Consider the following 25622-nt stretch of genomic DNA (forward strand, 5'->3'; position numbering starts at 1 on the left):
GCCCCCGCCGCCGCCGGGCCCCTCCGTATGCCGGAGCCGCGCCGCGTCGCGGTCGTCGGCGGTACGCGCATCCCCTTCGCGCGCTCCGACGGCCCGTACGCCACCGCCTCCAACCAGGAGATGCTGGCCGCGGCCCTCGACGGCCTGGTGGACCGCTTCGGGCTCGAAGAGCCGGGCGCGGTGGGGGAGTTGGTGGCCGGTGCCGTCCTCAAGCACAGCCGCGACTTCAACCTCGCCCGGGAGACCGTGCTCGGCTCACGGCTCGACGCCCGCACCCCCGCGTACGACATCCAGCAGGCCTGCGGCACCGGCCTCCAGGCCGTCGTCGCGGCGGCCAACAAGATCACCCTCGGCCAGACCGAGTCCGCCGTCGCGGGCGGCGCGGACACGGCAAGCGACGCCCCGCTCGGCGTCAACGACCAACTGCGGCGCATCCTGCTGGAGGTCCGGCGCGCCAAGTCGGCGGGCGCCCGGCTGAAGGCGCTCGCCCGCGTCCGCCCCGGCCACCTCGTCCCGGAGATCCCGCGCAACGCCGAGCCGCGTACCGGGCTTTCGATGGGCGAGCACGCGGCGGTCACCGCCCGGACGTGGGCCGTCACCCGGGAGGCGCAGGACGAACTGGCGGCGGCCAGCCACCAGAGGCTCGCCGCCGCCTACGAACGCGGCTTCTTCGACGACCTCGTCGTGCCCTTCCGGGGACTGGAGCGGGACCAGAACCTCCGCCCCGGCTCGACGGTCGCCGAACTGGCCGCCCTGAAGCCCGTGTTCGGCGTACAGGGCCCCAACCCGACCATGACGGCCGGTAATTCGACGCCCCTGACCGACGGCGCGGCCACCGTGCTCCTCGCGAGCGACGCGTGGGCGTCCAAGCGCGGTCTGACCCCCCTCGCGTACCTGACGGCGTACGAGACGGCGGCCGTCGACTTCGTGGCGGGGGACGTGGCCGGCGGGGAGGACGGGTTGCTCATGGCACCCGCCCACGCGGTCCCGCGCATGCTGGAACGGGCCGGGCTCGCCCTCGACGACTTCGACTTCGTCGAGGTGCACGAGGCGTTCGCGTCGCAGGTGCTCGCCACCCTCGCGGCCTGGGAGAAGCAGGGTCTCGGCCGGGCCGACCGGGCCCGGCTCAACGTGGCGGGCTCGTCACTGGCGACCGGCCACCCCTTCGCGGCCACCGGGGCGAGGATCGTGGCGACCCTGGCGAAACTGCTCGCGGAGCGGGAGGGGCCCGGCCGCGGCCTGATCTCGATCTGCGCGGCGGGCGGCCAGGGCGTGACGGCGATCCTCGAACGCCCATGAGACGCGCCGGCGCACGCGACCTTCGTCCCTGGGCGACGCCCATCCATGCCCAACCCGTCGGCAAAAGATGAACAGCCGTCCGAACACGCACCAACCTCTCACTCTTGTGCACACAAGCCCCCCGGTTTCCCGGGTGAACCTGCCCGTTCACGGGTCCGTAATGGGAGAAGTACGAGAGTAAGGAGCCGCCCGTGTCCCGAGATCCCTCTTCCCGCCCCCAGCCCGCCCTACCGGAACCCGAGGTCAGGCGGCTGGACGGGGTCGTGCGAGAGGTCTCGGTCCCCCCGCTGATCCTGCCCGTGACGCACGGCTCGCTCGCGGACATCCCGTTCGACAACGCGGACCAGGTGCCGAACGACCCGGTGCTCAGCCGCAAGGGTCCGGACGGCCGCTGGCAGGACGTCACGGCGGCCGAGTTCGCCGACCAGGTGCTCGCGGTCGCCAAGGGGCTGATCGCCGAGGGCCTGATGCCCGGCGACCGCCTCGCGATCATGGCGCGTACGACGTACGAGTGGACGCTGCTGGACTTCGCCGCGTGGGCCGCGGGCCTGGTGACCGTCCCCGTCTATCCGACCTCGTCCGTCTTCCAGACGCGCTGGATCCTCCAGGACTCGGGCGCGGTGGCGATCGCCGTCGAGCATGTGTCGCAGGCCGCCGCGCTCGGCCCCGAACGCGACCGGCTGCCCGACGTCCGGCACATGTGGGTCTTCGAGAAGGGGCACACGGACCGCCTCGCCGAGCTGGGCCGGGACGTCCCCGACCAGGAGGTCGCCGTACGCCGCGGGGTCCTCGGGCCCGACTCGCTCGCGACGGTCATGTACACCTCCGGCACCACCGGGCGCCCCAAGGGCTGCGCGCTGACCCACGGCAACTTCTTCGCCGAGGTCGACAACGCCGTCGAACTGCTCCACCCGGTCTTCAGGTCCACCTTCAAGGAGCCCGCGTCCACGCTCCTCTACCTCCCACTCTCACACGTATTCGGCCGGATGGTCGCCGTCGCCTGTATGCGCGCCCGGGTCCGCCTGGGCCACGCGCCGAGCATCCGTACGGAGGAACTGCTGGCCGACCTCGCGGGCTTCAGCCCGACCTTCCTGCTGGCCATCCCGTACGTGCTGGAGAAGGTCTACAACAGCGGACGCGCGACCGCCGAGAGGATGGGCCGCGCCGCCTCGTTCGACCGCGCCGCCCGGGTGGCCCGCGGTTACGGGGTGGCGCTGGAGGCCCAGCAGCACGGCACGGGCTCCGGGCCGAGCGCGAAACTCAGAGCGGCCCGCGCCGTCTACGACCCCCTCGTCTACCGCCGTATCCGCGCGGCCCTCGGCGGCAAGGTCCGCCAGGTGATCTGCGGCGGCTCCCCGCTCGGCCGCCGCCTCGCCTCCTTCTACGCCGGCGCCGGCATCCAGGTGTACGAGGGCTACGGCCTCACCGAGTCCACGGCCGCGGCGACCCTCACCTACCCGCACCGGCCGCGTCTGGGCACGGTCGGCTGGCCGCTGCCCGGCACCCGGGTGCGGATAGCCCAGGACGGCGAGATCCTGCTGAGCGGCAACCAGGTGTTCCGCGGCTACTGGGACCCGCAGGCGGGCGGAGTGGTCCCGGCGGCCCAGGACGGCTGGTTCGCCACCGGTGACATCGGCGAGCTGGACGACGACGGCTACCTCACCATCACCGGCCGCAAGAGGGACATCCTGATCACCACCAGCGGCAAGAACGTCGCGCCCGCGCCGCTGGAGGACTGGCTCCGCGCGCATCCCCTCATCAGCCAGTGCGTCGTCATCGGCGACAACCGCCCGTACGTCACCGCGCTGGTCACCCTGGACGGCGAGGGCATCGCCCACTGGTGCCGGATGACCGGCAGGGCGGAGGCCCCGGCGGCCACCCTGGTCAGCGACCCCGACCTGCTCACCGTCCTCCAGCGGGCGGTCGACGACGCCAACCGCCTCGTCTCCCGCGCGGAATCCGTCCGCCGCTTCACCGTCCTGCCCCTCAACTTCACGGAGACGGCCGGACATCTGACCCCGACGATGAAACTCCGCCGCGCGGTGGTGACCCGGGAGTTCGCCGCGGAGATCGAGACGATGTACGACGGCGCACTCGGCAGCGAGTAGGGAAAAGAGCGAAGGGAAAAGAGCGAGCAGGGAAAAGGCAGGAGCCCCTTCACCTGACGGTGAGGGGCTCCTTGGGTCTTGCTTCTAGGTTCCGGATCAGAGTGTGGGGCTCAGGGAGCCCGGACTCAGCCGAAGGATCAGGCGGGGGTGACGTTCTCCGCCTGCGGGCCCTTCGGACCCTGGGTCACGTCGAAGGTAACCGCCTGGTTCTCTTCGAGGGAGCGGAATCCGCTCGCGTTGATCGCGGAGTAGTGGACGAAGACGTCCGGGCCGCCGCCTTCCTGGGCAATGAAACCAAAGCCCTTTTCGGCGTTGAACCACTTCACGGTTCCGGTAGCCATAAGCCCTCCTTGGGCCCAAAGGGTTGCCCTGCTCCAGAACCTGCAAGGTGTAAACAAAAGCTTGTGAACAAAACCTTGTAAACAACTGCATTCGTCTGAAAACGACGAGAGCCCGCGGTCACATGCTCCGCAGGCTCTGTACTGCAAGGGAAACCAAACTGCAACTTGCGGACGACCTTACCCAGGAGGGCAGCCGAAAGCAATAGAGGGCAAGATCACGTCACCCGGAAGTTTGGCGGGCCCGCCGGAGGGGCTGACGTAGCGGTATCACTCGGTGTCACAGGGGTTGACACGGGAGGTGGAAGCGGTTTCGTACTCCACTCGGGCACCCTGGATCCTGCACCGTACCTCATGAGGGTTAGCCTCGCGATGTGGACAATTCTCCTGAGTCTCCCGAGGGGCGTCCCGACGCCCGCCGCTCACGGCCGCGCGTCGGCCACATCCAGTTTCTGAACTGCCTGCCCCTGTACTGGGGACTCGCGAGAACGGGCACACTGCTCGACTTCGAGCTCACCAAGGACACCCCGGAGAAGCTCAGCGAGCAGCTCGTACGGGGCGATCTCGACATCGGGCCCATCACCCTCGTCGAGTTCCTCAAGCACGCCGACGAGCTGGTGGCCTTCCCCGACATCGCGGTCGGCTGCGACGGCCCCGTGATGTCCTGCGTGATCGTCTCCCAGGTCCCGCTGGACCAGCTGGACGGCGCCCGCGTCGCCCTCGGCTCGACCTCGCGTACGTCCGTACGCCTGGCGCAGCTCCTTCTGTCGGAGCGGTACGGCGTGGAGCCGTCCTACTACACCTGCCCGCCCGACCTGAGCCTGATGATGCAGGAGGCCGACGCGGCGGTGCTGATCGGCGACGCCGCCCTGCGCGCCAATCTGCTGGACGGCCCGCGCTACGGCCTCCAGGTGCACGACCTCGGCGCCCTCTGGAAGGAGTGGACGGGGCTGCCCTTCGTCTTCGCGGTCTGGGCCGCCCGCCGCGACTACCTGGAACGCGAGCCGGTCCTCACCCGCAAGGTCCACGAGGCCTTCCTCGCCTCCCGCGACCTGTCCCTGGAGGAGGTCGGCAAGGTCGCCGAGCAGGCGGCCCGCTGGGAGGCCTTCGACGAGAGCGTCCTGGAGCGCTACTTCACGACGCTCGACTTCCGCTTCGGAGCGCCGCAGCTGGAAGCGGTCACGGAGTTCGCCCGGCGGGTGGGGCCCACGACCGGTTTCGCGCCGGACGTGAAGGTCGACCTGCTGGAGCCCTGAGCCGCCCGGGCCCTGAGTCCGCGGGGCGTGCGGCACTACCCTGCTGGAGTGCGTGCGCATCGCCCGGGGGACGACCGGCATACGCGCACGGGTATACGGGGGACGGGGGAGGTGCGGCGCATGCGGCCGCTCGATGTCGATGAACCCACCGCGGTGGGGCCCTACCGGCTGCTCGGCCGGCTCGGCTCCGGCGGGATGGGCCGCGTCTACCTGGGCCGCAGCGCGGGCGGCCGGACCGTCGCGGTCAAGATCGTGCACCCGCACTTCGCGCTCGACGAGGAGTTCCGCGCCCGGTTCCGCCGCGAGGTGGAGGCCGCGCGGCGGGTGGGCGGCGCGTACACGGCCCCGGTCCTCGACGCCGACCCGGACGCCCCGGTCCCGTGGGTGGCGACCGGTTACGCCGCGGGTCCCACGCTGACCGCCGCGGTCACCGGCACGGGCGCCCTCGCCGACCACTCGGTACGCGTCCTCGGTGCCGGCCTCGCGGAGGCGCTGGCGGCGGTGCACGGCCTGGACCTGGTCCACCGCGACGTCAAACCGTCGAACGTGCTGCTGACCCTCGACGGACCGCTGCTCATCGACTTCGGCATCGCCCGCGCGACCGACGGCACGGCGTCCCTCACCTCGACGGGCGTCTCCGTCGGCTCGCCGGGCTACATGTCGCCCGAGCAGATCCTCGGCAAGGGCGTCACCGGCGCGGCCGACGTCTTCTCGCTCGGCGCGGTACTGGCGTACGCGGCGACGGGCTCGTCCCCGTTCCCCGGCGACTCCTCGGCCGCCCTGCTCTACAAGGTGGTCCACGAGGAGCCCGAACTGGGCGGGCTCTCCGGCGGGTTGCGGGAGGTGGTGGCCGGGTGCCTCGCCAAGGACCCGGCCGCGCGCCCGTCCCCGGCGGCCCTCGCGACCGCACTGGCCCCGGAGGGCGCGGCACGGCTGGTGGCGGCGGGATGGCTGCCGGGCCCCCTGGTGGAACAGGTCAGCCGCAGCGCCGTACGGCTGCTGAACCTGGAGGTGGCGGACGGGGCGGCGGAGGCGGCGCCGTCGGGACCGGTGGGCTTCAGCAGTCCCTCGGTGGACAGCCCGTCGGGGTCCGTGGGCAGGCCTTCGGTGGACAGTGCTTCGGAGGCCGGTGCGGCGGGGGAGGGAGGGGCGCCCGGGGTCTTCGGCCCGCCGGACCCCTCGTACGCGTCCTACTCCCCGTACTCGCCCTACGCTCCCGGCGCCCCCACGTACGTACCGCAGCCGCGGGACGACAACGGTCCGCGCGCTTCCACGTCCGCCCCCACCCCCGCCGCCGGGAAGGTGTCGGTGAGTGTGGCCGCGGCCTCCGTGCCGGGCGCGGGCGGCCGGGGACGCAAGCTGAGCTGCACGGTCGCCCTTGCGGTGGCCGGGGCGCTGGCGGCGGTGACGTTCGGCTCGGTGTTCGTGTTCGACCTGCTGCCGGGCACCGGAACGGACGACAGCAGCGACGCGGGCCCCGCCGGAACACCGCCCGCGGCCAGCGCCGCCCCCTCGACCGGGAGCAGCGCCGTCCCCACGTCGTACCTCGGCACCTGGGAGGGCGACGGCTTCGCCCTCGACGGCAAGCTCCCCATGGGCACCTTCCGGGTGACGGTCCGCCAGGCGGAGAAGGGCGAGCGGCTCGGCACGTTCCGCCAGACCGACCTCATCGGCGGTACCTGCGACACCGACCTCTACCTCAAGAAGGTGACAGCCGGACAGCTGATCGCCACGAGCGTGGCCAAGCCGTCCACCACGTCCGAGTGCACGACGGGCCGCCACGAGGTCCGCCTGGTCCCGGTCGGCGACGACCTGCGCTACGAGACGGACAACGCGGATGCGGGGGATCCGGTGGCTCGGATGTCCAAGGTCGGGTAGCGCGCGGGCAGGGCCGAGCGGCAGGCGCCCCCGACTCCCCGCGCGTCCCGCCCGCCCCGGTGATCACTACTGTGTCTGCGATAGCGAACGTTGGTAGTCGGTACACGGGGAAGGCTCGACCATGGAGACACTGCGGCCCGACGATCCACGGGAGTTGGGCAGCTACCGGTTGCTGGGGAGACTCGGCGCGGGAGGCATGGGGCGGGTCTACCTCGCGCGCTCACCGGGTGGTCGCACGGTCGCCGTCAAGGTCGTACGACCGGAGCTGGCCGCCGATCCCGACTTCCGCAACCGTTTCCAGCACGAGGTCGAGACGGCCCGCGCGGTCTCCGGCCGCTACACGGCCCCGGTCGTGGACGCGGCCCCGGACGCGGCACTGCCGTGGCTCGCGACCGCGTACGTCCTCGGCCCCGATCTGACGGACGTCGTGGAGGCGCACGGCGCGCTGCCCGAGCGAACGGTCCGTGCGCTGGGCGCCGGCCTCGCCGCGGCCCTTCAGGAGATCCACGCCGCGGGCCTGGTCCACCGGGACCTCAAGCCGTCCAACGTCCTGCTGGCGGCGGACGGTCCGCGTGTCATCGACTTCGGCATCGCGCGGGCGGTGGACGGCAACCGTATGACGCAGACGGGAGTCGTGGTCGGCTCGCCCGGCTACATGTCGCCCGAGCAGGCCATGGGGCGGGACGTCGGTACCGCCGGTGACGTCTTCTCGCTCGGCGTCGTACTCGCCTTCGCCGCTACGGGCCGCAACGTCTTCGGCGAAGGTGCCGCCTCACACGCCGCGCTGCTCTACCAGGTCGTCCACGGCGAACCGGATGTCACCGGCGTACCGCAGTCGCTCGTCGGCCTGATCCGCGCCTGCCTGCTGAAGGATCCTGCGCGGCGTCCCGCACCCGCCGAGATCGTGGCCGCTCTGGCACCCGGCGGAGTCGAGGGCCTGCTCACCGACTGGCTGCCGTCGGCGGTCGCCTCGACGATCGCGACGCACGCGGCGGGGATCCTGGACCTGGAGGCGCCGGAACCGGCGGAGGTGCTGTCGACTTCAGGGTTCGGACCGCCGCCGACGATGCCGATCGCTGCACCGGGATACGGACAGGCTGCGCCCGCGCCTGCGCCTGTGACTGCGCCTGCGGCTCAGGCCGCGTCCCGTCGGCGGTTCCTCGGTCTCGCCGCGGGCGTTGCCGGCGTGGCCGCGGCGGGCGGCGGTACCGCCTGGTGGCTGAGCGGGAAGGACGACGGGGCCGGGAAGGACGGGGCCTCGGCGGCTGCCGGAGGGGGAACGGCCGAGCCCGCGGCCGGGGCGGACGCGGAGGACTTCACGACACCGCCGGCGGGTACGGCCCCGCAGCCCCTGTGGCACAAGTCGGTCGCCGAGGACAGCATCGCCACGACCGAGCGGCTGCTGACCCACGGCGGACTGCTGTTCATCAGCGGCGACCCGCTGGTGGCGTACGACGTGAGGTCGGGCAAGCAGCGCTGGTCCCGTAAGGACGTGCTGCCGTTCGGCGCCCCGCTGCTGCTCGCCGACGGCAGGCTGTACATGGCGGACACCGACACCAGCGGCGTGCTCAAGGCACTGGACGCGACGACGGGTGAGGAAGCCTGGCGCAGCCGCCTCGGCGAGGATCTCAAGGTCGAGAAGACGATCGCGATCGACGCGAAGAACGTCTACGTCACGGTGACCGACTACGCCGACTCCCGAAGCGCCACGGACTACCGCACGGGTGTCGCCGCCATCAGCCATTCCACGGGCAAGAAGGTGTGGCTGCAGAAGCGCGACTGGGGCACCGCCGACTACGACGTCGAGGGAACGGTCTCCGGCAAGCACCTCGTCTACGCGGACTCCAGCCGCAACCTCACCGTCCGCGACACGGCCACGGGCACCCAGCTGTGGACGAAGAAGATCGGGGACGACTGGACCTGGCGGCCCACGGTCGCTCCCGGCGCGGGCCTCGTCCTCCTCCCCGGCACCACCCTGACGGCGATCGACGTCGAGACGGGGAGGTCCCGCTGGACCCTGTCCCCGAACGGCCGTCGCGGCTTCGACAACCCGACGGTCGTCGACGGTGTCCTCTACACCGCCGACCACGACGGCGGCGTATGGGCGGCCGACGTCGGGACGGGCAGGAAGCTCTGGCTCTGCGAGGACCCGGGCGCCGACCAGGCACCCGCCCAGTTCCTCCGGGCGGGCGGCACCCTGTACGGAGCCTCGGCCATGGACGGGGGCGGGGTCTTCGCGCTGGACGCGAAGACCGGCCGGGCCCGCTGGGTCTACAACGACAACAAGGATCCCGGGGAGCCGTGGCAGGTCACGATCTCCGGGAACCGGCTGCTGGCCACGCATGGGTATGAGGTCTATGCGCTGCCGGCGGTGTGAGGGACACCAGACAGTTCGTGCCCTCCGGGCAGTCCTTGAGCACAGGCAGCCCCGGAGGACCGGCGAACCCGAGCGATTGCGATCAGCATGTCTGCAGATTCGACTTCAGCGTACGAAGTCCAGTTCACCTGGACACCTTTTCAGCTGCTCAGCGGCGCATGGACGAAGCGGCTTGTCGCGTTCCGCGTCGATGGGAGCGGCGTGACCCTGGGGGGTGCGCCCGCCAGATACGCGAGTCAGACCGCCTTCGTTCCCTGGGGAGATGTCGAGGCGGTGGTGCTGTGGCAGCAGGAGACCGCCGCGCTGACGCCGATGCGCTACGTGGGCCTTCGCCGCAGGGCGGGCGCGCCCGCACTGCCGGGCCCCAACTCCGAGCTGACGCGGGAGCAGACCGGCCGGCTGGCAGGCCATGTCGATCACGAGGTCTTCCTGGCGAGCAGGCACATCAACCTGTGGACCCTCGACCGCGAGCGCCTGACCGAGGCTCTGCGCACCTTCGCTCCGACGGTGGCCGTGGAGGAGAACGGGCGCCCCGGCTAGTGCCGTGGCAGGCAATGTCTGCGCGACGGGACGAACATTGCCTGCCACGGCGCCAGGCCTCCCCGGAATGTGCACAGGCGATGCACCCGAACAGCCGACCAGTGCCAGCTAGGCTCTGGACTGCGTATTTTCAGATCATGACCTGCAGGATCACCTGCGGGATCCCAAGGGGGAGGGGACACGTCCCGATGCGAGTGCGGGCAACCGTGGTCCGGGAGGGAGTCGCACCACAGGACGCGGTCATCAACGTCGACGACGGTACGACCGCGGCCGAGGTCGCCGCGGCGGTGGAACGGCTCCGTGTGCGGGGCGGCCCCGCGACGTTCGCGGCTCAGGGGGTGGTGACACCCCTCCCTGGTCAGGCCCCCTCGTGGCAGCGGCCGACGGCCGGAGCCGGACTGTGGGTGGACGGCAGGCTCTGTGCGCCGGACGCGAAGATCGGCAGTGCGCTGCGGGACGGCGTGCGCCTCACCACCGACCCGTCCGTCGGCCCCTTCATGGTCAGCGGCGAACCCGTCGGCCGGTACGAGGTCACCGTCAGCGGTGGTGCCGGGGCCGGCCGAGTGGCCCGCCTCTCCGCCGGGGTCAGCACGATCGGCTCCGCACCTACCGCCACGCTCTCCGTCGAGGACCCCTGTCTGGCGCAGCTGGCGGCGCGAGTGACCGTCGACGTCAAGGGGCGGGTGGAGATCGCTCCCTATGACGGCGCCGAACTGGTCCTGGACGACGCGCCGGTGTCCGCCCCGCAGGAGTGGCAGCCCGGTGTCCTGCTGAAGTCCGGCGAATCACTGTTCAGCCTCTCCGAGGTCGGCGAGCCCGACGCCCACCTCTCACCCGCGGGAGCGGGCGGTCTGGCCTACAACCGCCCGCCGCGCCTGACCTCACCCAGAGCCAACCCGCGGCTCGTCGTTCCCGCACCGCCGAAAAAGGACGAGGCACAGCGGTTCCAGCTCATCTCGGCGATCCTCCCCCTCTTCTTCGGGGTGGGCATGTACTTCGTCACCAAGATGATCTACATGCTGCTGTTCTGCCTTCTGTCACCCCTCATGATCTTCGGTCAGTGGGTCAGCGACAGGCGTCACGGCAAGAAGAAGTACCGGGCCGCCATGAAGGAGTACCGGAAGGCCAAGGCCGAGCACGAGGCCGAGGTCGTGCGGCTGAGCGAGCTGGACCAGCGCCGCAGGCGCGAGGCCTACCCGGATCCGGGCCAGCTCCTGCTGTTCGCCACCGGTCCGCGGCGGCGCCTGTGGGAACGCCGGATCACCGACCCGGACGCGATGCATCTGCGGGTCGGCTTCAGCGATCTCCGTGCGGAGATCGACGTCGCCAACGCCCGCAACGCCGCCTCGGACGCGGAGGAACCCGAGCCTCCGGTGGTGACCGACGTGCCGCTGACACTGCCCTTCGCGGAGCTCGGTGTGGTCGGCATCGCGGGAGACAGGGCGCGGGCTGTGGCCGGCGCCCGCTGGATGACCGCCCAGGCGGCCGTGCTGCACAGCCCCCGCGACCTCTCCCTGGTGGTGCTCTCCTCGGCGCCGGACGCGGCACAGAACTGGAGCTGGGCACAGTGGCTGCCCCACACGAGCCCTCAGCAGGGCCAGAACTGCGTCGCCCTGATGGGCACCGACGCGGAGTCCATCTCGCGCAGGATCGCCGAACTCCTCGCGGAACTCACCAGACGGCAGGCGGTCGCCAAGGAGAACGGCGGTCTGAACGTCCTGCGCCCCGACGCGCAGGTACTGCTCGTCCTCGACGGCGCCCGGTTGCTGCGCAGGGTGCCCGGTGTTCCCCAGCTGCTCCAGGAGGGCCCGGCCCACGGGATCTTCGCGCTCTGCGTGGACGAGGACGAACGGCTGCTGCCGGAGGAGTGCCGCACCGCGATCTGCTGGACCCTGGAGTCGGCCACCCGCGTCCACCTGCGCGGATACGGATACGAGGCCGCCGGCGACGTACTGGCGGACCAGGTCTCCATCGCCTGGTGCGAACGCGTGGCCCGCGCTCTCGCACCCGTGGTGGACGTGAGCCGCGACGACGCCGACAGCGCACTGCCCACGGCCGCCCGGCTGCTCGATCTGCTGGAGATGCCCAACCCCACCGGCGCCGACATCGCCAGGATCTGGCAGCGCGGCGGGGCGACGACGGCCGCACCGATCGGACTGGCCGCCGACGGACCCTTCGTCCTGGACATCCGGCGGGACGGGCCGCACGCCCTGATCGCCGGCACGACCGGCGCCGGTAAGTCGGAGCTGCTGCAGACCGTCATCGCCTCGCTGGCGGTGGGCAACACCCCGGATGCCCTCAACTTCGTACTCATCGACTACAAGGGCGGAAGCGCCTTCCAGGACTGCGCACGACTGCCGCACACCGTCGGCATGGTGAGCGACCTCGACGCCCATCTGACGGAGCGCGCACTCGCCTCGCTCGCCGCGGAGCTCAGGCGCCGTGAGGAGATCCTCTTCGAGGCCGAGACCAAGGACATCGAGGACTACAACGACGCCCGCAGGCTGCGGTCCGACCTCGAACCCATGCCACGGCTCATGCTGGTCATCGACGAGTTCGCCTCGCTGGTCGCGGAGCTTCCCGACTTCATCGCCGGCCTGGTGGACATCGCGAGGCGGGGCCGGTCGCTCGGCGTGCACCTCCTGCTCGCCACCCAGCGCCCGGCGGGTGTGGTCAGCCAGGACATCCGGGCCAACACCAACCTCCGTATCGCGCTGCGCGTCACCAACGGCGAGGAGTCGCGCGATGTCATCGACGCCCCCGACTCGGGCAACATCTCGAAGGCGACCCCGGGGCGCTGCTACGTACGGTCCGGGGCCCAGTCACTCATCGGTGTGCAGTCCGCGCGTATCGGTGGACGGCGGCCCGGCCACGACACGGCACCCCAGGTCACGCTGAACTTCCTGGACTGGGTGGCGTACGGGCATCCGCCGCCGCGAGCCGCACAGGCGGACGGCGACGACGGCACGATGGTGACGGACCTGGCCGTACTGGTGGAGGCCATCAGCGCGGGGGCGCGGCAACTCGGCTGTGCGCAACCCCGCAGCCCGTGGCTCCCGCCGATTCCCTCGCAGGTACTGACCTCCGAGCTGCCCGCTCCGCCCGAGGCCGGACCCGGCGCCGACACGGTCCGCCCCGTGGCCTTCGGGCTCACCGACCTGCCGGCCCAGCAGGCCCGCGCGGCACTCGCGCTCGACCTGACCGACGGGGAGCACCTGATGATCGCGGGTGGTCCGCGCTCCGGGCGGTCGACCGCCCTGCGGACCGTCGCGGGAGCCCTCGCGCAGAACTGCGCACCGAGCGACGTCCACCTCTACGGAATCGACTGCGGAGCCAACGCGCTGCTCCCGCTGACCAGCCTCCCGCACTGCGGGGCGGTCGTCACCCGTGACCAGACGGCTCGTGTCGACCGGCTGCTGGGACGCCTTCTCGACGAGGTCACGCGACGGCAGATGTTCCTCGCGGAGAAGGGCCAGTCGAGCGCGGCCGAGCAGCGTGCGGCCGCTGAGCCCGAGGACCGCCTGCCGTGGATGGTCGTCCTGATCGACGGATGGGACGCCTTCCGTCTGGCGTTCGAGAACTACGACTACGGGCGTCTCGTCGAAGCGGCGAAGCGGCTGTTCCGCGAGGGTGCCGCCGTCGGCGTCAAGGTCGTTCTCGCCACGGACCGAAGCGGCCTGATGGGAGAGATCTCCAGCTCCTTCGCCGAGCGGCTCGTGCTGAGGCTCGCCGACCCGCAGGACTACTCGTTCGCGGGCATCACGCCGAAGGACGTGCCCAAGGAGGTGCCGTCCGGCCGGGCCCTCAAGGGGACCGACGACGGGGTGCAGGAGAGCCAGATCGCGCTGCTCGCGGAGAACCCGAGCGGACAGGCGCAGGTGGCGGCACTGCAGGAGATCGCACGGGTGGCGGCGCAGACCTGGGCCCGCCCGGCCCCGCACCAGAGGCCCATCCGGGTCGACGTACTGCCGGCGCGGCTCAAGGCGTCGGAGGCCATGGCGCTGCAGCCCGACTTCGTTCCGCCGTCGGGTCTGTGGGCCCTCTTCGCGGCCGGCGGGGACGAACTGTCGCCGCTCGGCGTGGACTTGGAGGAGGCGGGGCCCGGCTTCGTCATCTCGGGTCCGCCGAAGTCGGGGCGCTCCAGCACCCTGGTGGTGGCGGCGATGTCACTGCTGAGCCGTGGCACCGAGGTCGTCCTGATCACCCCGAGGCGTTCACCCCTGCGGGACCTGGCCTCGGAGCCAGGCGTCCTCGGAACGCTCGACAGCGAGGGCTCGGCTGACGACCTCCAGGCGCTGACGGGCGGTGCGCGGGGGCCGTACGTCATCCTGGTGGACGACGCCGAGTTGATCTACGACACCCCGCTCGACGAGGCCCTTGAGGAGGAACTGCGCCGCGGTATGGACGGCGGTCTCGGCCTGATCATGGCAGGCGCGGTCGACACGCTGTCCTCCCAGTACCGAGGTTCCGTGGTGCAGGCACGCCGTTCGCGCAACGGCTTCCTGCTCTCTCCCCAGGGCACGGCGGACGGCGAGATGTTCAACATCCGCGTCTCGTCGAACAGCGGCGGCGGCCCGACCGGGCGCGGACTGTTCGTCCGGAGCGGGGAAGCCATGCCGGCGCAGGCGGTGCTGCCGGACAGGCCCTAGCGGCGAGTGGCCGACGACCAACGCGTTCGGGCCGGGCAACCCCGTAGGTTGCCCGGCCCGAATACGTGTGCGCGAAGTGGGGTCGACTCCCCCCACATCAACGACTGTCGCTTCAACGACTGTCGCTCACCTAGTCGTTGATGGTGTCGTTCGCCTGGGCGGCGTCGCTGGTCTCCTTGCGGGCATTCTCAAGAGACGTGACAAAGTTCTGCAGCTGCGGCTTGAGCTTGTCCCATTCCTCCCGGAATCGGTTGGCTCGGCCGCCCTTCCAGAACTCCTCACTGTGACTCGTACCCGTCGAGATGGCACGAATCAGGTCGTCGAGGTTGCCGTGCTGAGTCTTGAAGGTGGTGGAAAGACTCCGGAGTCGTGTGGTATCTGCGCCCTTTAGCGTCATGACTGCCTCCCCGTGTATCGATAGCCAGACGAACCTTCCGTCCGCCGGACCCGATGCTATCGCAATGGGTGTAGCCACGTCATCGGCTCAAGGCTCCTTGCTTGTGGTACTGGAAGCTCCTTATTCTTGGTTCCCTGTCGACGATAAAAATTTCCGAACTGCAACTTGATGCCGCACTGGAGGCGCAAGTGGGGGATACGAACGAGCAGCCGAAGGTCGATAACCCTTATCGAACCCAGCTTGAGGTGCTGAAGAGCAATCTCGTGGAGGAGGTCAAGGAGCTCAAAAAATGCCTGAAGTCCGCATCTCAGGACGTTGGCGACAAAAAGAAGTCCTGGGTGGGCAAGACGGCCAACAAGTGGCACGACGAAATCGAGGGCAACCGGGGCCGCATGCTCAGGGAGATCGACAAGCTCATCCCTGCGGTGCAGAGGAGGATCGACTCCCTTCCGGAGAAGGTGTCGCCGTCCGAGGCGAAGATGATGCGGATGGATTTGCGTTGACGCCGCAGAGCAGCGCTGACACTGAACAAACTGTAGCAACTGCACCAATCGGGGGACATTTTCATGGCGGGCGATGAGGACGGGTTCTCCGGTATCGATCCGGAGCAGCTGGCCAAGACGATCCAGTCTCTCCAGAAGGACCAGGAGAAGCTGAAGTCCAGCGCGACGTGGATCAAGTCAAGTTTCGAACGCTACGGAGTCGAAACGGAGCCGTTGACCGAGCTGCTCGCCATCGCCGGCTGGTCCGAGAACCAGCTCCCCATGCTCAGACGCCGCCACCACCTCTCCATCGCCGAGGACGAGAAGTACGGCCACGGCTACAAGGGAATGGTACGGATCAAGGAAAGCATGGTCGGCCAGACGAAGCAGTCGGTGGCGAATGGGAAGAAGCTGGGCGACGACTTCAAGAAGCGGCTTGAGAACGGGAAGGAAATCACTCCCGAGATGTTCGCTGACTTGCGAGCTAACAAGGCGGACGCGGACTACGTGAAGTCGTTCTACGACGCCCTCGGGTCGCGAAGCCTGTTGTGGATGTCCCAGGAGATGGGGGACCGTAACAGTGATGCTTACAAGGATGACGCGGACCAGAGGGAAAAGGATCGCGAAACTATCGCCGACACCTTCGGTACGTACACGAAGGTAGCTTTCGAGGGCAAGACGCCCAAGGAGAAGCAGCGGGCGTGGAACAAATGGTTCGACGACTCCGCGCTCGACGAGCACTTTGGATTCCGGCCGGACCGCCTGACGCCACTGCTCCGTGGTGGGTCACACGACAAGGATTTCCTGGTGGCGTTCGGTGATCGTGTGTTCAGTAAGGACATGAAGACCAACGAGAACCAGTTCCTCGGCAACAACGGAATGGGAGAAGGGGAGTGGGGGAAGGACAGTTACGAGCAGCTGTTCGACGCCATCTCGCGGAACCCGGAAGCATCCGGCGAGTGGATGAATCACAATGCGGACGGCGTCCAGTCGATGCTGTACTCCACCGGCCCCTGGAAGGTCGATGAACCAAAAGAGCGTGGAGTGGCCTTCCTGAACATCTTGCACGCGGGCAGTGTGACCTTGCGGAAGGACAACCCGGCGCTGGCAGAAAAGAATGCGGCACGCCTGATCTACGAAAATTATCAGCACAGCAAAGGTGACCTGAAGGACGTACATCCGATCGATGGTACGTCCGCCGTTTACACCAGCATCATGACCTCTTACTGGAAAGACGTCGAGCACAGTGTGACGTCACCTGTTAGCAACGACCTGTGGAGTGGCGGCAAGGAGTGGAGTGACAAGTCCTACTTCGCCGGTCAGGACAAGAAGCGTGCAGGACTGGAGCTGTCTCAGGACATGTGGGGAGCGCTGACGGTGGAAGCCGGTCGTGACCCCAAGGGCGCTGGAATCATCGGAGCGCTCTTCCAGGGCTACAACCAGAAGATGATCGCGCAGGAGAATGACATCAATCCGGATCGTACGGGTGACTCGGTGCGATACATCTCGGCTCAGAAGGGGATGATGCAACGCTTCTACTACGAGAACATGCGTACTGTTGCCGATCAACTGGGCGCCGAGAGGGACAAGTGGGTTGCGGACACCAACGCATTCCGCGACGGCCTGATCGACAAGGTGACGGGGGTGGCCATGGGCGCTACCGGCGGAGCGGGGGTGGCGGGTGCCAAGGGCGCTGCGATCGGGGCTGCCTATGGAATGGGATCAGACATTCTCACGGGTTGGATCAAGCAAGGAGTCCATGTCGACGCATCGGATGCACCGGCTGAGCTTCGGCATCAGATCGACGGCGTGAAGAAGGCGACCATCGACACGAGCTGGCAGACCTCGTACCAGGATCAGGCGAACGATCTCCTTCGCGAGAAGAATGGAGGATTCGACGCGCGCTACATTCCTGAAGTCGAGGTGTGGAAGGTCGACGGAAGTCATGAGACGTACACCGGGAACCCCAAGGAATACATCAAGGGAGACTCGTCGCGGAACTTCCTGACGAAGGATGGAGTCGTGATGGATCCGGAAAAGATGTCGCCCACGCAGCGCACGGCCTATGGCGAATGGCTGCGCGACCCTGCCGTGGTCCAGAAGGTGTACACGCCGTTTTCCGACGGCCGCAACGCCTGGGACTGGCCCGGCCAGAACGGCTAGTGATGTACAGCAAGTATTTCTCGGTATAGAGGCAAAAATCGGAGGCAGTGTGTTCGAGGAAAAGGCAAGGAATCCCAAAGGGATGGCACCGGTCGTTGGCCGGAAAGCCATTGCGCTGATGTCCCTTGCCGCTGTATTGTTCGGGGCCGCGGCGTGCGGGGATGAGGCAGGGGCAGAACCGCTGAGCAAGTCGCAGATCTCCCGCGCGGTGCTGAGTCAGGGAGATGTGTCGGGATACAAGTTCTTCGACGAATCACGTGCTAAGACAGACAATTCGGCACGAGCGGACAAGAAGGCCTGTCAGCCCATTGTGGTGTTCGCCATTGCTCCCGAGATCTCGGCTTATGACAAACGCTCGGCACGGCAGAGCATCACCAAGAGTGAGAAACCGGATGCGAGCTACCAGCTCATTTTGACAAGTGCTGAGTCGGGGTCGGCGGCCGAGGACGCATTGAAGGAGCTCAAGACCGCTGTCTCAGCCTGTTCTTCGGGATTCGATCTCACGTACTCGGGTCAGACGAACAAGGTGCGTCGGATCACGTCCGACAAGTCGTCGTCCGACGGTGAAATTAATATCCTGTTCGAGTATCAGGCGGGCATGAAGATTCGGTATGTCGTGATGCGTGAAAGGGCGACTCTGATCAGAATCTCTGCGGCAACTCAGTATGCACATGAATTCGTCGCCGTGCCGAAGCAGATCATTGAAAAGCAGTTTCAGAAGCTGGATAAAGTGGCGAGCTGACGGGCTGTCCCTGGTGGACGTCATTTGACGTGGAACGCGATACCTTCAGAGCTCAGTGCAGTGGTGGATTTGGCTCCCTTGAGACGTGCCGTGAGTTGAATCTGCCCCTGCCATGAGCCCGCGCGAAGATCTCCTGTTTCCTTGATCCGGAAATGCAGAGGCTTGGTTTCGTCGCGTGACAGGGGGATGTCGGAGACGAGTGCCGCTTCATCCTCCAGACTCTGGACGGCATCGGAGGTCGGAGTGGGGCCGGGTGGGGGAATCTCCAAGTCCTTCCAGCCATTCGCTGTCTTCCACTGGACAGACAGAGCGGAGGTCGACTCGGCTGCACTGCAGTCGCCTTCGACTTCTTCGCACAGGAAGGCCAGGATCTGGATCTTCGGGTAGTCCACCGCGGACTGGTTCTTCACCGAGAAGTCGTATTCGGACCAGCCGCCACCTCGCTGCACGTACTCGGCTCCGGAAGTCCTCTCGACCTGAAAATTGGTCAATCGTGCTGAGCCGCGGGCGACGGCCAGTGACGTGCGTGCTTTGATTATCCTGGCGGTCACGTCGATGGACTGACCGCTGTCTGTGGGACGCATTCCGGGGGTCAGGCGAAGGTTGAGTGTGCTGCGACCTGAGGGCAGTGCGGTCTGGAACGTGCCGCTGAGGTCCTCTTTCCCGCCGGTGGCCTTCGGCGAGAGGCGGAGATTCTTCCAGGAAGAGGATCCGAGGTCCTGGTACTCAATGGCGACGTCGCCCTTGGGCGCGTGCTCCAAGCTGAGGGAAAGGCTGACGTCGACGTTGCTTCGTCTCGACTCGCTGTTGTCCACTGCGAGAGCAAGTGGTCCCGGCTCTCCCCTCACGAAGTCGGACGAACCTTCAATCTTCATCCGTACGGGACTTGTGGAGGGTTGACCCCCGTCCTGCGGCTTCTCGCTCGTGCAAGAGGCGAGAGCTGCGATGGACAGTGCCGCGACCATCGCTCGGCTGTGACGCATCTCGTTCCGATCCGTTCGATGATGTGGACGCCAGAAGCGTTGGCGATCCTCGGTCAGCCCTTCCGGCGCACGATACGTAGTCCCACCGCGTCCTGCTGTTCGACGTCGCTGTCCGTTGCCAGATGGATAGGTACGAACACGACCGTCCAGTAGAAGCCGAAGAGCCAGCGGCCGATGAGGCGGAGGAAGCCGGGGCGGCCACTGTCGGAGGCGCGGACCACGCGCAGGCCCGTCATCAGCTTGCCCAGGCTGGCCCGGATCGCCAGCGTGAGCAGGACGTGGTTCACGAAGGAGACGCCCAAGGCCGTGCCGAGCGCCGCGCCCCACACCGCGGGGGACGCGGGCCGGAGTTCGACCACTCCGTCGACCACCTTCAGGCCGGCCGCGGCTCCGGCGGCGAGGCCGCACACCAGGGCGGTGACCGCGTCGACGGTCGCCGCGGTGATCCGGCGTACCGGCGTGGGGGCCGGGACGCGAGTCGGGGTGCGTTGCTGGTTGGCCACGGCGCTAGCTTCCGGTTCCCGTCTTCTTCTTGTCCGCCTCTTCCTGCTCCACGCGTTTGAGCGCTTTGTCTATCGCCGCCCGGGCGTTGGCCACGGCGTCGGTGATCTGCTTCTTGTGGCCGGACCACTCGCCACGGAAGCGCTCGCTCTTGGGGCCCTTCCAGGTGTCGGTGCCACAGAGGTTCTGGACGTTGTCGACGGAGCGCTCAAGTTCGTCCGCGTACTTCTTGAGGAGACGTACGTCCTCTCGGCAGTCGCTCTCTCTGGACATGTTTCCGCCTTCTTCAGCTCTGGGTGGCCGGGGTGATCAACTTGGCGATCATGGCGCGCAGTGTTGTCCTGCTGACCGGGCGGGCCTCGATGCCGGTAGGGGCGTTCGGCTTCTCGACGTACACCGTCCACAGGGCCCTGTCGGTGGCGTACGTCGTCAGGAGGGGGCCCGGGGCGTCGGCGAGGAGCACGGTCTGGCCGACGACGAGCGCGTTGTTGATGGCCTCGCCGAGGGGGCGGCCGACGTTGTCCTCGCCGATCTGCTCGGGAGTGATCTGCTGGACGCGCCCGTCCTTGTCGGCCACCTCGAAGGGGTCGATGAAGAGCTGCACCATCTTCGCCGCGTCCTTGGCGGAACTGGCGAGGGTGAACATGTGCAGGCCGCCGCCCGTCACGCGCTCCACGAGGTAGAGGTCCTCGGCGTGTATGTAGACCAGCATGTGCGTGACGCCGCTCGACGTGTGCTGTTCGACAGCCAGCGCGCGGGCGGCGGTTCGCCGCAGGGTAAGGGCGAGGCTCACCTCGGGGGTGATGCGCATGTCGAGGTCCACCCCTGACGGGATGGAACGGGGGTCCGGGCCGTCGCCGGACGCGGAGTTCGGGTCGTCGGCCCCGGAGTTCCCGAACGCCGCTCGCAGCACGGCGTCGAGTTCGTCGATGTTGGCGATCTCCACCGCCTCACGCGAGACGAGGGACCGTAGTGCTGTGGCGTAGACCCATTCGCGCTCCTGGCCGGAGAGCGCACTGATCCGAGGCGTGGGGGCGACGCACTCGGTCAATGAGTCGGGGTCGAGGATGGCGATCTCTTCGTCGGTGAGCCGCAGGAGGGGCTGGGTTCCTCCTTCGGAGAGCGCCTCGGCCAGAATTCCGCGGAACTCCTGGAGGTCCATGTCGATTTCAGGGCTTTTCATGACTGTTAATCCGATGCTCGCTTACCAGAAGCTGTATTTGCGGATGGCGTTGGGGACCAGGTTGGTGACGGCGCTCTTGGCTCCGTCGACGATCTCGGCACCCTTGTCCTTGATGTCGTTGCCCCACTCCTTGGTGGCTTTCCAGGCCTCCTTGGCGCCGTCCTTGATGTCGTCGCCCCACTTGTCCCAGGCCCAACTGCCCAGGAAGTAGGCCCCGGCCACGCCAAGAGCGACCCAGCCTACGACGGGCACCGCGGCGGCCACGGCGGCGGACGCTCCCAGGGCCGTGGCCATGCCCGCGCCGCCCAACACGGCCACGGCGCCCGCGGCCTGGACGCCTCCCATGCCCCGGTCTGCCCAGCCCTGGGCGCCTTCGTGCGTGGGGAGGAACATCTCCTTGACGCCGCTCACGACGGCCAGTGGAAGAAAGACACGCGTGGCGAGGAAGCCGGTGCCGGGCGCCTTGGCGAAGAGCTTCGCGGCGTAGGGGATCTTGAGGCGCATGGCGGTGTTCCGGACTGCCTGCTGCCACTTCCAGGGCTCCTTGTACCAGTTGCGGATCTTCTGGTCCTTGAGGAGCTCCTGCAGGAGTTCGCCGCGCTTTGCGGCGGTGCGCGCAGCCGGTGAGCCGAAGTACTTGTTGAGTTCCCATACGGCGCGTGCGCCCGCCACGTTCTGCCCCTGGGCCCACCTCTGGTAGAGGTGCATCGAGGCTTCGATCGCCGTGGGGATCTTGAGTATCTTGAAGGGCGTCTTGATGTCCTTTAGGGTGCCCTCCTTGAACTCCTTCCACGTCTCCAGTGCGCCGGCGAGACCGGCGAAAGTGAGCACCGCCTCCGGGTCGTCCAGGGACAGCCCCAGCCGGCGACGGATGTCCTTGGCCTCGTCCTGCGCCCAGGATGCCTTCTTGGGGAAGTCGGAGACGCCTTCCGCCTTCGCGTCCCATTTTGCGAGAATGTTGCTGATCAAGCCGCCCTGGATGGAGAGTGTCCCTCCCAGTACGTCGACGGCGGCTGCCAGTTTCGGCGCCTGGACGTCGTTCATTCCCTTGAAGCCCACTGATCGATCCTTTTCTGGTTTGCTCTAGGGCGCGATGCGGTCCTGCCGAAGCGTGGTGACATGGCTCTTCGGAGCACGGGGTGGCCGGCCCGGGCTCATGCTGCCGCGTCGCCGGACTCGTCGTTCGCGGCGAGCATGGCGGCGACGGGCAAGGAGCGGCGCTTCACAGTGACCCCCGTGAGACAAAGATGCAGTCAAGAGCAATGACGGTATCCGTGGGGCGATCGGTTTCGCTACAGCGAAGTTCCTTGTAGGGCCGGGTGGATCTGGATGAATCAGGGCAAGTGGTGAGTGCGCGTGGTGCGATCGTGGGTAGGGCCACGGGGCGGGGCTCGTCGGCAGGGGGTGCGTCGCGGTGTCGCGGTCGCCGCATGGAGGTGCTGTGCCGCAGTGCGGTGCGGCTCTCTTTGCTTGCCTGCACAGTGCGATCCGGTCCGGCGGGAAGCGCGGAGCGCTGCTCATCGGCGCGGCCGGCGACGCGCGCGGCATGGGAGTACCTGTACGACATCGAGAGCTGGACGCGGGGCGAGGGCCGTGTCCTGCGCGAGTCGTATCTGATCCCGGCGAACTCGAAGTTGGTGGTGGGGAGCCGTGCGTCTGGACGTTCCCCGGTAAGTAGGGTTTCGGCGCCTTCCCGCCCTCAGCTCGGGAGCTTGGACGGAAGATCGCACTTCGCGTCCTTGTGGGCTTGGCGGGCGAAGTCTGTTGCCAGGTCGATTAGGGTCTGGCGTGCTTTTTCGTCCGAGGCTTCGAGGGGCTTCAGGGCGTCGGCGAGGACGGTCATGTTCCAGGGTTTCTTGCTGGCCTTCTCCTTGGCGTAGCAGGGGACCCAGATCGCGGCCACTTCCGAATTGGAGACGCCCTTGAGGCCGGCCTCGAAGTAGGTGTGCTTGCCCCCGGAGTTCGGCGGGATTTCTGTCCCCGCCCATCGCTGCCAAGGCCTCGCGGATCCCATCTCGGCTGTCAGGATGAGCAGGGATTCTTTGCCATCACCAGTTACGGTGCAGGTGCTCCTGAATCCCCAGTCCCGGTCCGGCCTCCAAGTCCCGTCGAAGCTGTACTTGGGAGCCTGAGGCAGCACAGAGTTGAAAATTTCAGCGGTCTTTTTCCTATCAGGCACGTGCATGCACACATCGTCGGCCTGAACGTGTCCACGCTCCTCGAAGGCTCCGAGCAGGTATGTGATTAGTAGAGCAAGAGCCCCAGACGCAATCAGGGCTCCGTAAATGACAGGTCTACGGGTGTAATATCGCTTAGTAGGGTTCGTCAAATTTCATCACCTATTCGCCGTTGGAGGGGTTATCGGTGGTCTTACTTTTCGCGATAAGTGCATCGGCGTCGTTGAATCCCTTGCTTGCCTGCTCGCCCGCTCTGGATTCGTCCCCTTCGTCGCCGGTGGCTGCTTTGACGGACTCCTGGGTGGTACGGATGGCCGATTCCTCGATCTGATCTGCGCGCTTTACGTTCTCATAGACCTGCTTCTTGCGGTCCTCGCCGTCGTCGTCAAAGCCGTCGAGGATGCCCGCGAAGATCTCTGCGGCAGCTGTTCCGGCCAAGCCGCCTGCGACGACACCGCCAGGGCCGGTGAATGATGCTGTTGCGAGGGTTGTTGCGCTGCCGACCAAGGAGCCTCCCCACGTGCTTGCGTGGGCTTTCCAGGCGTCGTCTTGTGCGGCCGCCTCAGCGCCGTTCTCGTCGGCCTGAAAAAGCAGACCTCCGGCGATTACGCCCTGTGCGATACCGGTGTCGTAGGCGATTTTCTGGATAACCTCGTCGACTGACAGGTCATATTCTGGATTTGGACGCCTCACCCAAGCCTCCATCAGCGCGGCAGCATAAGCGTGCTGAGAGATGTTGAGCCTGTCGTACCCCTCCTTGTTGCGGGATACTGTATGCATAAAGCGCATGGTGTCGTACTTGTTGATAGAAGTTGTGGCGCCTGGGGTCCGGAAGAGCTTGGCCCCGTTTTCCTCGTCGGGATCCAGCGATAGGTACAATTCGGGCATGTACTCGGCGGAGATGTTCGCGAAGCTGTCCGACAGGTACTCATGATTGCGTAGGCGGTCCTGGTCCTCGGATACCGATCTCACCAGGGATGAAAACAAGGCTGCCTGGGGCTTTGAGTGTTTTGCGTTTTCTGTTGTGGCCTCTTCGCCCGGGCGGTGGCCCGTCATTGCTGCTTCTAGTGCGTGGCCCAGGGAGTTGCGGCCTGTCACGCTTTCCTCGCCCGGTTTGCTGTCGTTCGGCCACTCGCGGGTCTCGAAGAGGTACTTGAAGTTCGATTCCGGCTTGCCTGCGTCGTTCTTCTGCTTCGCTGTGAAGAACACCGTTGCCGCGGCCGGGCTGTTCGACAGGGCCTTCATGTAACCCGTGAGAGGGTCGTTGCCCTTGTCGTTGCCCACGTGGTTGAGCCTGCCCGTGGCTCCCCAGCCGGGGCAGGGGCCGTCCGCCAGCCGCTTGTCTTCCTTGACCAGTGCTGTTCCGTAGTTTTCGAGGAACTTGTCGTCGTAGTCGCCGAAGCGCATGAGGTTGCTCATGACGAGGAAGCCCTTGGGGCCGCCGGAGCTGCCGTACGGGGGAGGGCCCGGTTCTGCGATCGGGTTGTCGCCGAGCGCGACCATGTCCTTCTTCCACCGCACCATCGCCGGCGCGTCGGAGTTGGTCGCCGCCGCCACGGTCAGGCTCAGGTTCTTCTGCACCTCGACGAGGGCGTCCGAGCTCTTGAAGTCCGAGGGGCGGCCGTATCCGGGAGCGCTGCCCAGGTTGCTCATCCCGTACCAGAGCCGCAGCGTCTTTTCCGCTCCCAGGGCCCCTACGACCTTCTCGGCGAAGGGGTACTGGTCGTGGTTGAGGGCGAAGAGGGTGTTCAGTTCGTCGAGTTCCTCCGGGGTGAGGTCCTCGGGGTCCTTCTTCGCGAGCTTCGTCGCTCGCTTGGCATCCTTGGCCGCTGCCGCGTTGGCGGCTCGGGTCACGTTTGCCTCGTTGATCTGCACCATGCCCTTGAAGGCGGAAAAGGGGCTGTTGTCCAGGTTCATGGACAGGTGGTAGCGCCTCTTCAGCATGGGCAGTTCGTCCCGGGCCCAGCTCGCCACGTGCAGGATGTCCTGGAACTCCTCGGCGCCCACGCCGTAGTAGGCGAGTTCCGTCTTGTAGTAGGACGCTCGGTCCTGGAGTTTTTCCTGGTCCCGTCGTACGGAGTCGATCGTGCCCTTGAGTGCGTCGGGGTCAATGCCCGAGAAGACACTCCCACCGCTTGAGCTGTCAGCCTTGTCCATGCCCACCATCCCCGTTCGCAGCGCACCCGCTACCGACCCTCAGCCGCATTCAGTACATTCGCCTGTTGCGGTTCATCGCGCCGGCTTCCTCGGGCGTGACCTTCTCTGGCATACGGTCGATCTCGCGCTGGATGTCCGTAAGCACCTTGTCGATACGGGCTCGTACGGTCCTGCGGTGGCCGACGACATCGCCGTGCCACTTGTCGGCCGTCTTGCCCACCCAGGACTTCGTTGAGTCCCGGCCGCCCTTGCCGATGTCCCTCGCCCCCCTCTTCAGGGCGTCGACCAGGTCGGACCGTTCCTTCTCAAGCTCCCGCTTCAATCGCTGCAGACGTTCCCGTTCCGGGTTGTCCTGCTTTGGCTTGGCGTCGTCCGCCGCCATTTCGCTCCCC

At 67.5% G+C, this 25622-nt stretch carries 20 protein-coding genes; 10 read left to right on the plus strand and 10 right to left on the minus strand.

Annotated elements, in window-relative coordinates; all coding sequences use genetic code 11:
• Positions 1 to 27 precede the first annotated feature (27 nt).
• Both ACH4DZ_RS32620 and ACH4DZ_RS32625 read left to right on the plus strand, forming a co-directional pair.
• Positions 28 to 1299, plus strand: coding sequence for an acetyl-CoA C-acetyltransferase (locus ACH4DZ_RS32620; RefSeq protein ID WP_398291652.1), 1272 nt, complete (start codon positions 28 to 30; stop codon positions 1297 to 1299).
• A gap of 191 nt (positions 1300 to 1490) precedes the next feature.
• A complete protein-coding gene (locus ACH4DZ_RS32625) occupies positions 1491 to 3407 on the plus strand; it encodes an AMP-dependent synthetase/ligase (protein ID WP_398291250.1) in 1917 nt (638 codons plus the stop codon).
• A 137-nt stretch (positions 3408 to 3544) separates the two neighbouring features.
• Here the strand turns inward: ACH4DZ_RS32625 and ACH4DZ_RS32630 are convergent, their stop codons facing one another.
• Positions 3545 to 3748: a cold-shock protein gene (locus tag ACH4DZ_RS32630; RefSeq protein WP_016645643.1), complete on the minus strand. Its 204-nt coding sequence runs from the start codon at positions 3746 to 3748 to the stop codon at positions 3545 to 3547.
• Between the two features lie 371 nt (positions 3749 to 4119).
• Between ACH4DZ_RS32630 and ACH4DZ_RS32635 the strand changes: the two genes are divergently transcribed.
• From ACH4DZ_RS32635 to ACH4DZ_RS32655, 5 genes are all read left to right on the plus strand, one after another.
• Positions 4120 to 5001 carry a menaquinone biosynthetic enzyme MqnA/MqnD family protein gene (locus ACH4DZ_RS32635; RefSeq protein ID WP_398291252.1) on the plus strand — a complete coding sequence of 294 codons (882 nt, stop codon included), beginning with the start codon at positions 4120 to 4122 and terminating at the stop codon, positions 4999 to 5001.
• A gap of 120 nt (positions 5002 to 5121) precedes the next feature.
• Complete coding sequence (locus ACH4DZ_RS32640; protein WP_398291254.1) at positions 5122 to 6879, plus strand: serine/threonine-protein kinase; 1758 nt, start codon at positions 5122 to 5124, stop codon at positions 6877 to 6879.
• Between the two features lie 121 nt (positions 6880 to 7000).
• Positions 7001 to 9256 (plus strand): PQQ-binding-like beta-propeller repeat protein, encoded by a 2256-nt coding sequence (locus ACH4DZ_RS32645; RefSeq protein ID WP_398291256.1) that lies wholly within the window; start codon positions 7001 to 7003, stop codon positions 9254 to 9256.
• Positions 9257 to 9457: 201 nt separating this feature from the next.
• On the plus strand, positions 9458 to 9796 hold the full coding sequence (locus ACH4DZ_RS32650) for a hypothetical protein (RefSeq protein WP_398291258.1): 339 nt from the start codon (positions 9458 to 9460) through the stop codon (positions 9794 to 9796).
• Positions 9797 to 9984: 188 nt separating this feature from the next.
• A complete protein-coding gene (locus ACH4DZ_RS32655; RefSeq protein ID WP_398291260.1) occupies positions 9985 to 14445 on the plus strand; it encodes an FtsK/SpoIIIE domain-containing protein in 4461 nt (1486 codons plus the stop codon).
• Between the two features lie 130 nt (positions 14446 to 14575).
• Here ACH4DZ_RS32655 and ACH4DZ_RS32660 read toward each other — a convergent pair whose 3' ends face one another.
• Positions 14576 to 14842 (minus strand): WXG100 family type VII secretion target, encoded by a 267-nt coding sequence (locus tag ACH4DZ_RS32660; protein ID WP_107020882.1) that lies wholly within the window; start codon positions 14840 to 14842, stop codon positions 14576 to 14578.
• Between the two features lie 101 nt (positions 14843 to 14943).
• On the opposite strand from ACH4DZ_RS32660, the gene ACH4DZ_RS32665 reads away from it, so the two are divergent.
• The 3 genes from ACH4DZ_RS32665 (at position 14944) to ACH4DZ_RS32675 (ending at position 18229) form a co-directional block, all read left to right on the plus strand.
• Complete coding sequence (locus ACH4DZ_RS32665; protein ID WP_398291262.1) at positions 14944 to 15345, plus strand: hypothetical protein; 402 nt, start codon at positions 14944 to 14946, stop codon at positions 15343 to 15345.
• A 63-nt stretch (positions 15346 to 15408) separates the two neighbouring features.
• Entirely contained in the window at positions 15409 to 17487 is a 2079-nt protein-coding gene (locus ACH4DZ_RS32670) for a hypothetical protein (RefSeq protein WP_398291264.1), read from the plus strand.
• Positions 17488 to 17536: 49 nt separating this feature from the next.
• Positions 17537 to 18229 (plus strand): hypothetical protein, encoded by a 693-nt coding sequence (locus ACH4DZ_RS32675; protein WP_398291265.1) that lies wholly within the window; start codon positions 17537 to 17539, stop codon positions 18227 to 18229.
• Between the two features lie 20 nt (positions 18230 to 18249).
• Here the strand turns inward: ACH4DZ_RS32675 and ACH4DZ_RS32680 are convergent, their stop codons facing one another.
• The 8 genes from ACH4DZ_RS32680 to ACH4DZ_RS32715 all read right to left on the minus strand — a co-directional run bounded on the left by ACH4DZ_RS32680 (position 18250) and on the right by ACH4DZ_RS32715 (position 25612).
• The gene (locus ACH4DZ_RS32680) at positions 18250 to 19044 is read right to left on the minus strand and encodes a hypothetical protein (protein WP_398291267.1); all 795 of its coding nucleotides are present in this window, start codon (positions 19042 to 19044) and stop codon (positions 18250 to 18252) included.
• A gap of 221 nt (positions 19045 to 19265) precedes the next feature.
• A complete protein-coding gene (locus ACH4DZ_RS32685; protein ID WP_398291269.1) occupies positions 19266 to 19715 on the minus strand; it encodes an RDD family protein in 450 nt (149 codons plus the stop codon).
• Positions 19716 to 19719: 4 nt separating this feature from the next.
• The gene (locus ACH4DZ_RS32690) at positions 19720 to 19986 is read right to left on the minus strand and encodes a hypothetical protein (protein ID WP_398291271.1); all 267 of its coding nucleotides are present in this window, start codon (positions 19984 to 19986) and stop codon (positions 19720 to 19722) included.
• A gap of 13 nt (positions 19987 to 19999) precedes the next feature.
• Positions 20000 to 20896, minus strand: a complete 897-nt coding sequence (locus ACH4DZ_RS32695; protein ID WP_398291273.1) for a hypothetical protein — start codon at positions 20894 to 20896, stop codon at positions 20000 to 20002.
• Positions 20897 to 20917: 21 nt separating this feature from the next.
• Positions 20918 to 21955, minus strand: a complete 1038-nt coding sequence (locus ACH4DZ_RS32700) for a hypothetical protein (protein WP_398291275.1) — start codon at positions 21953 to 21955, stop codon at positions 20918 to 20920.
• A 640-nt stretch (positions 21956 to 22595) separates the two neighbouring features.
• Complete coding sequence (locus ACH4DZ_RS32705; protein ID WP_398291277.1) at positions 22596 to 23081, minus strand: hypothetical protein; 486 nt, start codon at positions 23079 to 23081, stop codon at positions 22596 to 22598.
• Positions 23082 to 23235: 154 nt separating this feature from the next.
• On the minus strand, positions 23236 to 25230 hold the full coding sequence (locus tag ACH4DZ_RS32710; RefSeq protein ID WP_398291279.1) for a hypothetical protein: 1995 nt from the start codon (positions 25228 to 25230) through the stop codon (positions 23236 to 23238).
• A 49-nt stretch (positions 25231 to 25279) separates the two neighbouring features.
• Complete coding sequence (locus ACH4DZ_RS32715; protein WP_398291281.1) at positions 25280 to 25612, minus strand: hypothetical protein; 333 nt, start codon at positions 25610 to 25612, stop codon at positions 25280 to 25282.
• Positions 25613 to 25622 lie beyond the last annotated feature (10 nt).

Origin of the sequence: Streptomyces sp. NPDC017991 (genome assembly GCF_044328075.1) — a bacterium.
Classification (GTDB): Bacteria; Actinomycetota; Actinomycetes; order Streptomycetales; family Streptomycetaceae; genus Streptomyces.

Bases quoted from the DNA above. Each gene is read 5' to 3' on its own strand.
- ACH4DZ_RS32620 (WP_398291652.1), top strand. From the start codon at position 28: ATGCCGGAGCCGCGCCGCGTCGCGGTCGTCGGCGGTACGCGCATCCCC.
- ACH4DZ_RS32630 (WP_016645643.1), bottom strand. From the start codon at position 3,748: ATGGCTACCGGAACCGTGAAGTGGTTCAACGCCGAAAAGGGCTTTGGT.
- ACH4DZ_RS32640 (WP_398291254.1), top strand. From the start codon at position 5,122: ATGCGGCCGCTCGATGTCGATGAACCCACCGCGGTGGGGCCCTACCGG.
- ACH4DZ_RS32645 (WP_398291256.1), top strand. From the start codon at position 7,001: ATGGAGACACTGCGGCCCGACGATCCACGGGAGTTGGGCAGCTACCGG.
- ACH4DZ_RS32655 (WP_398291260.1), top strand. From the start codon at position 9,985: ATGCGAGTGCGGGCAACCGTGGTCCGGGAGGGAGTCGCACCACAGGAC.
- ACH4DZ_RS32660 (WP_107020882.1), bottom strand. From the start codon at position 14,842: ATGACGCTAAAGGGCGCAGATACCACACGACTCCGGAGTCTTTCCACC.
- ACH4DZ_RS32670 (WP_398291264.1), top strand. From the start codon at position 15,409: ATGGCGGGCGATGAGGACGGGTTCTCCGGTATCGATCCGGAGCAGCTG.
- ACH4DZ_RS32690 (WP_398291271.1), bottom strand. From the start codon at position 19,986: ATGTCCAGAGAGAGCGACTGCCGAGAGGACGTACGTCTCCTCAAGAAG.
- ACH4DZ_RS32695 (WP_398291273.1), bottom strand. From the start codon at position 20,896: ATGAAAAGCCCTGAAATCGACATGGACCTCCAGGAGTTCCGCGGAATT.
- ACH4DZ_RS32705 (WP_398291277.1), bottom strand. From the start codon at position 23,081: ATGCACGTGCCTGATAGGAAAAAGACCGCTGAAATTTTCAACTCTGTG.
- ACH4DZ_RS32710 (WP_398291279.1), bottom strand. From the start codon at position 25,230: ATGGACAAGGCTGACAGCTCAAGCGGTGGGAGTGTCTTCTCGGGCATT.
- ACH4DZ_RS32715 (WP_398291281.1), bottom strand. From the start codon at position 25,612: ATGGCGGCGGACGACGCCAAGCCAAAGCAGGACAACCCGGAACGGGAA.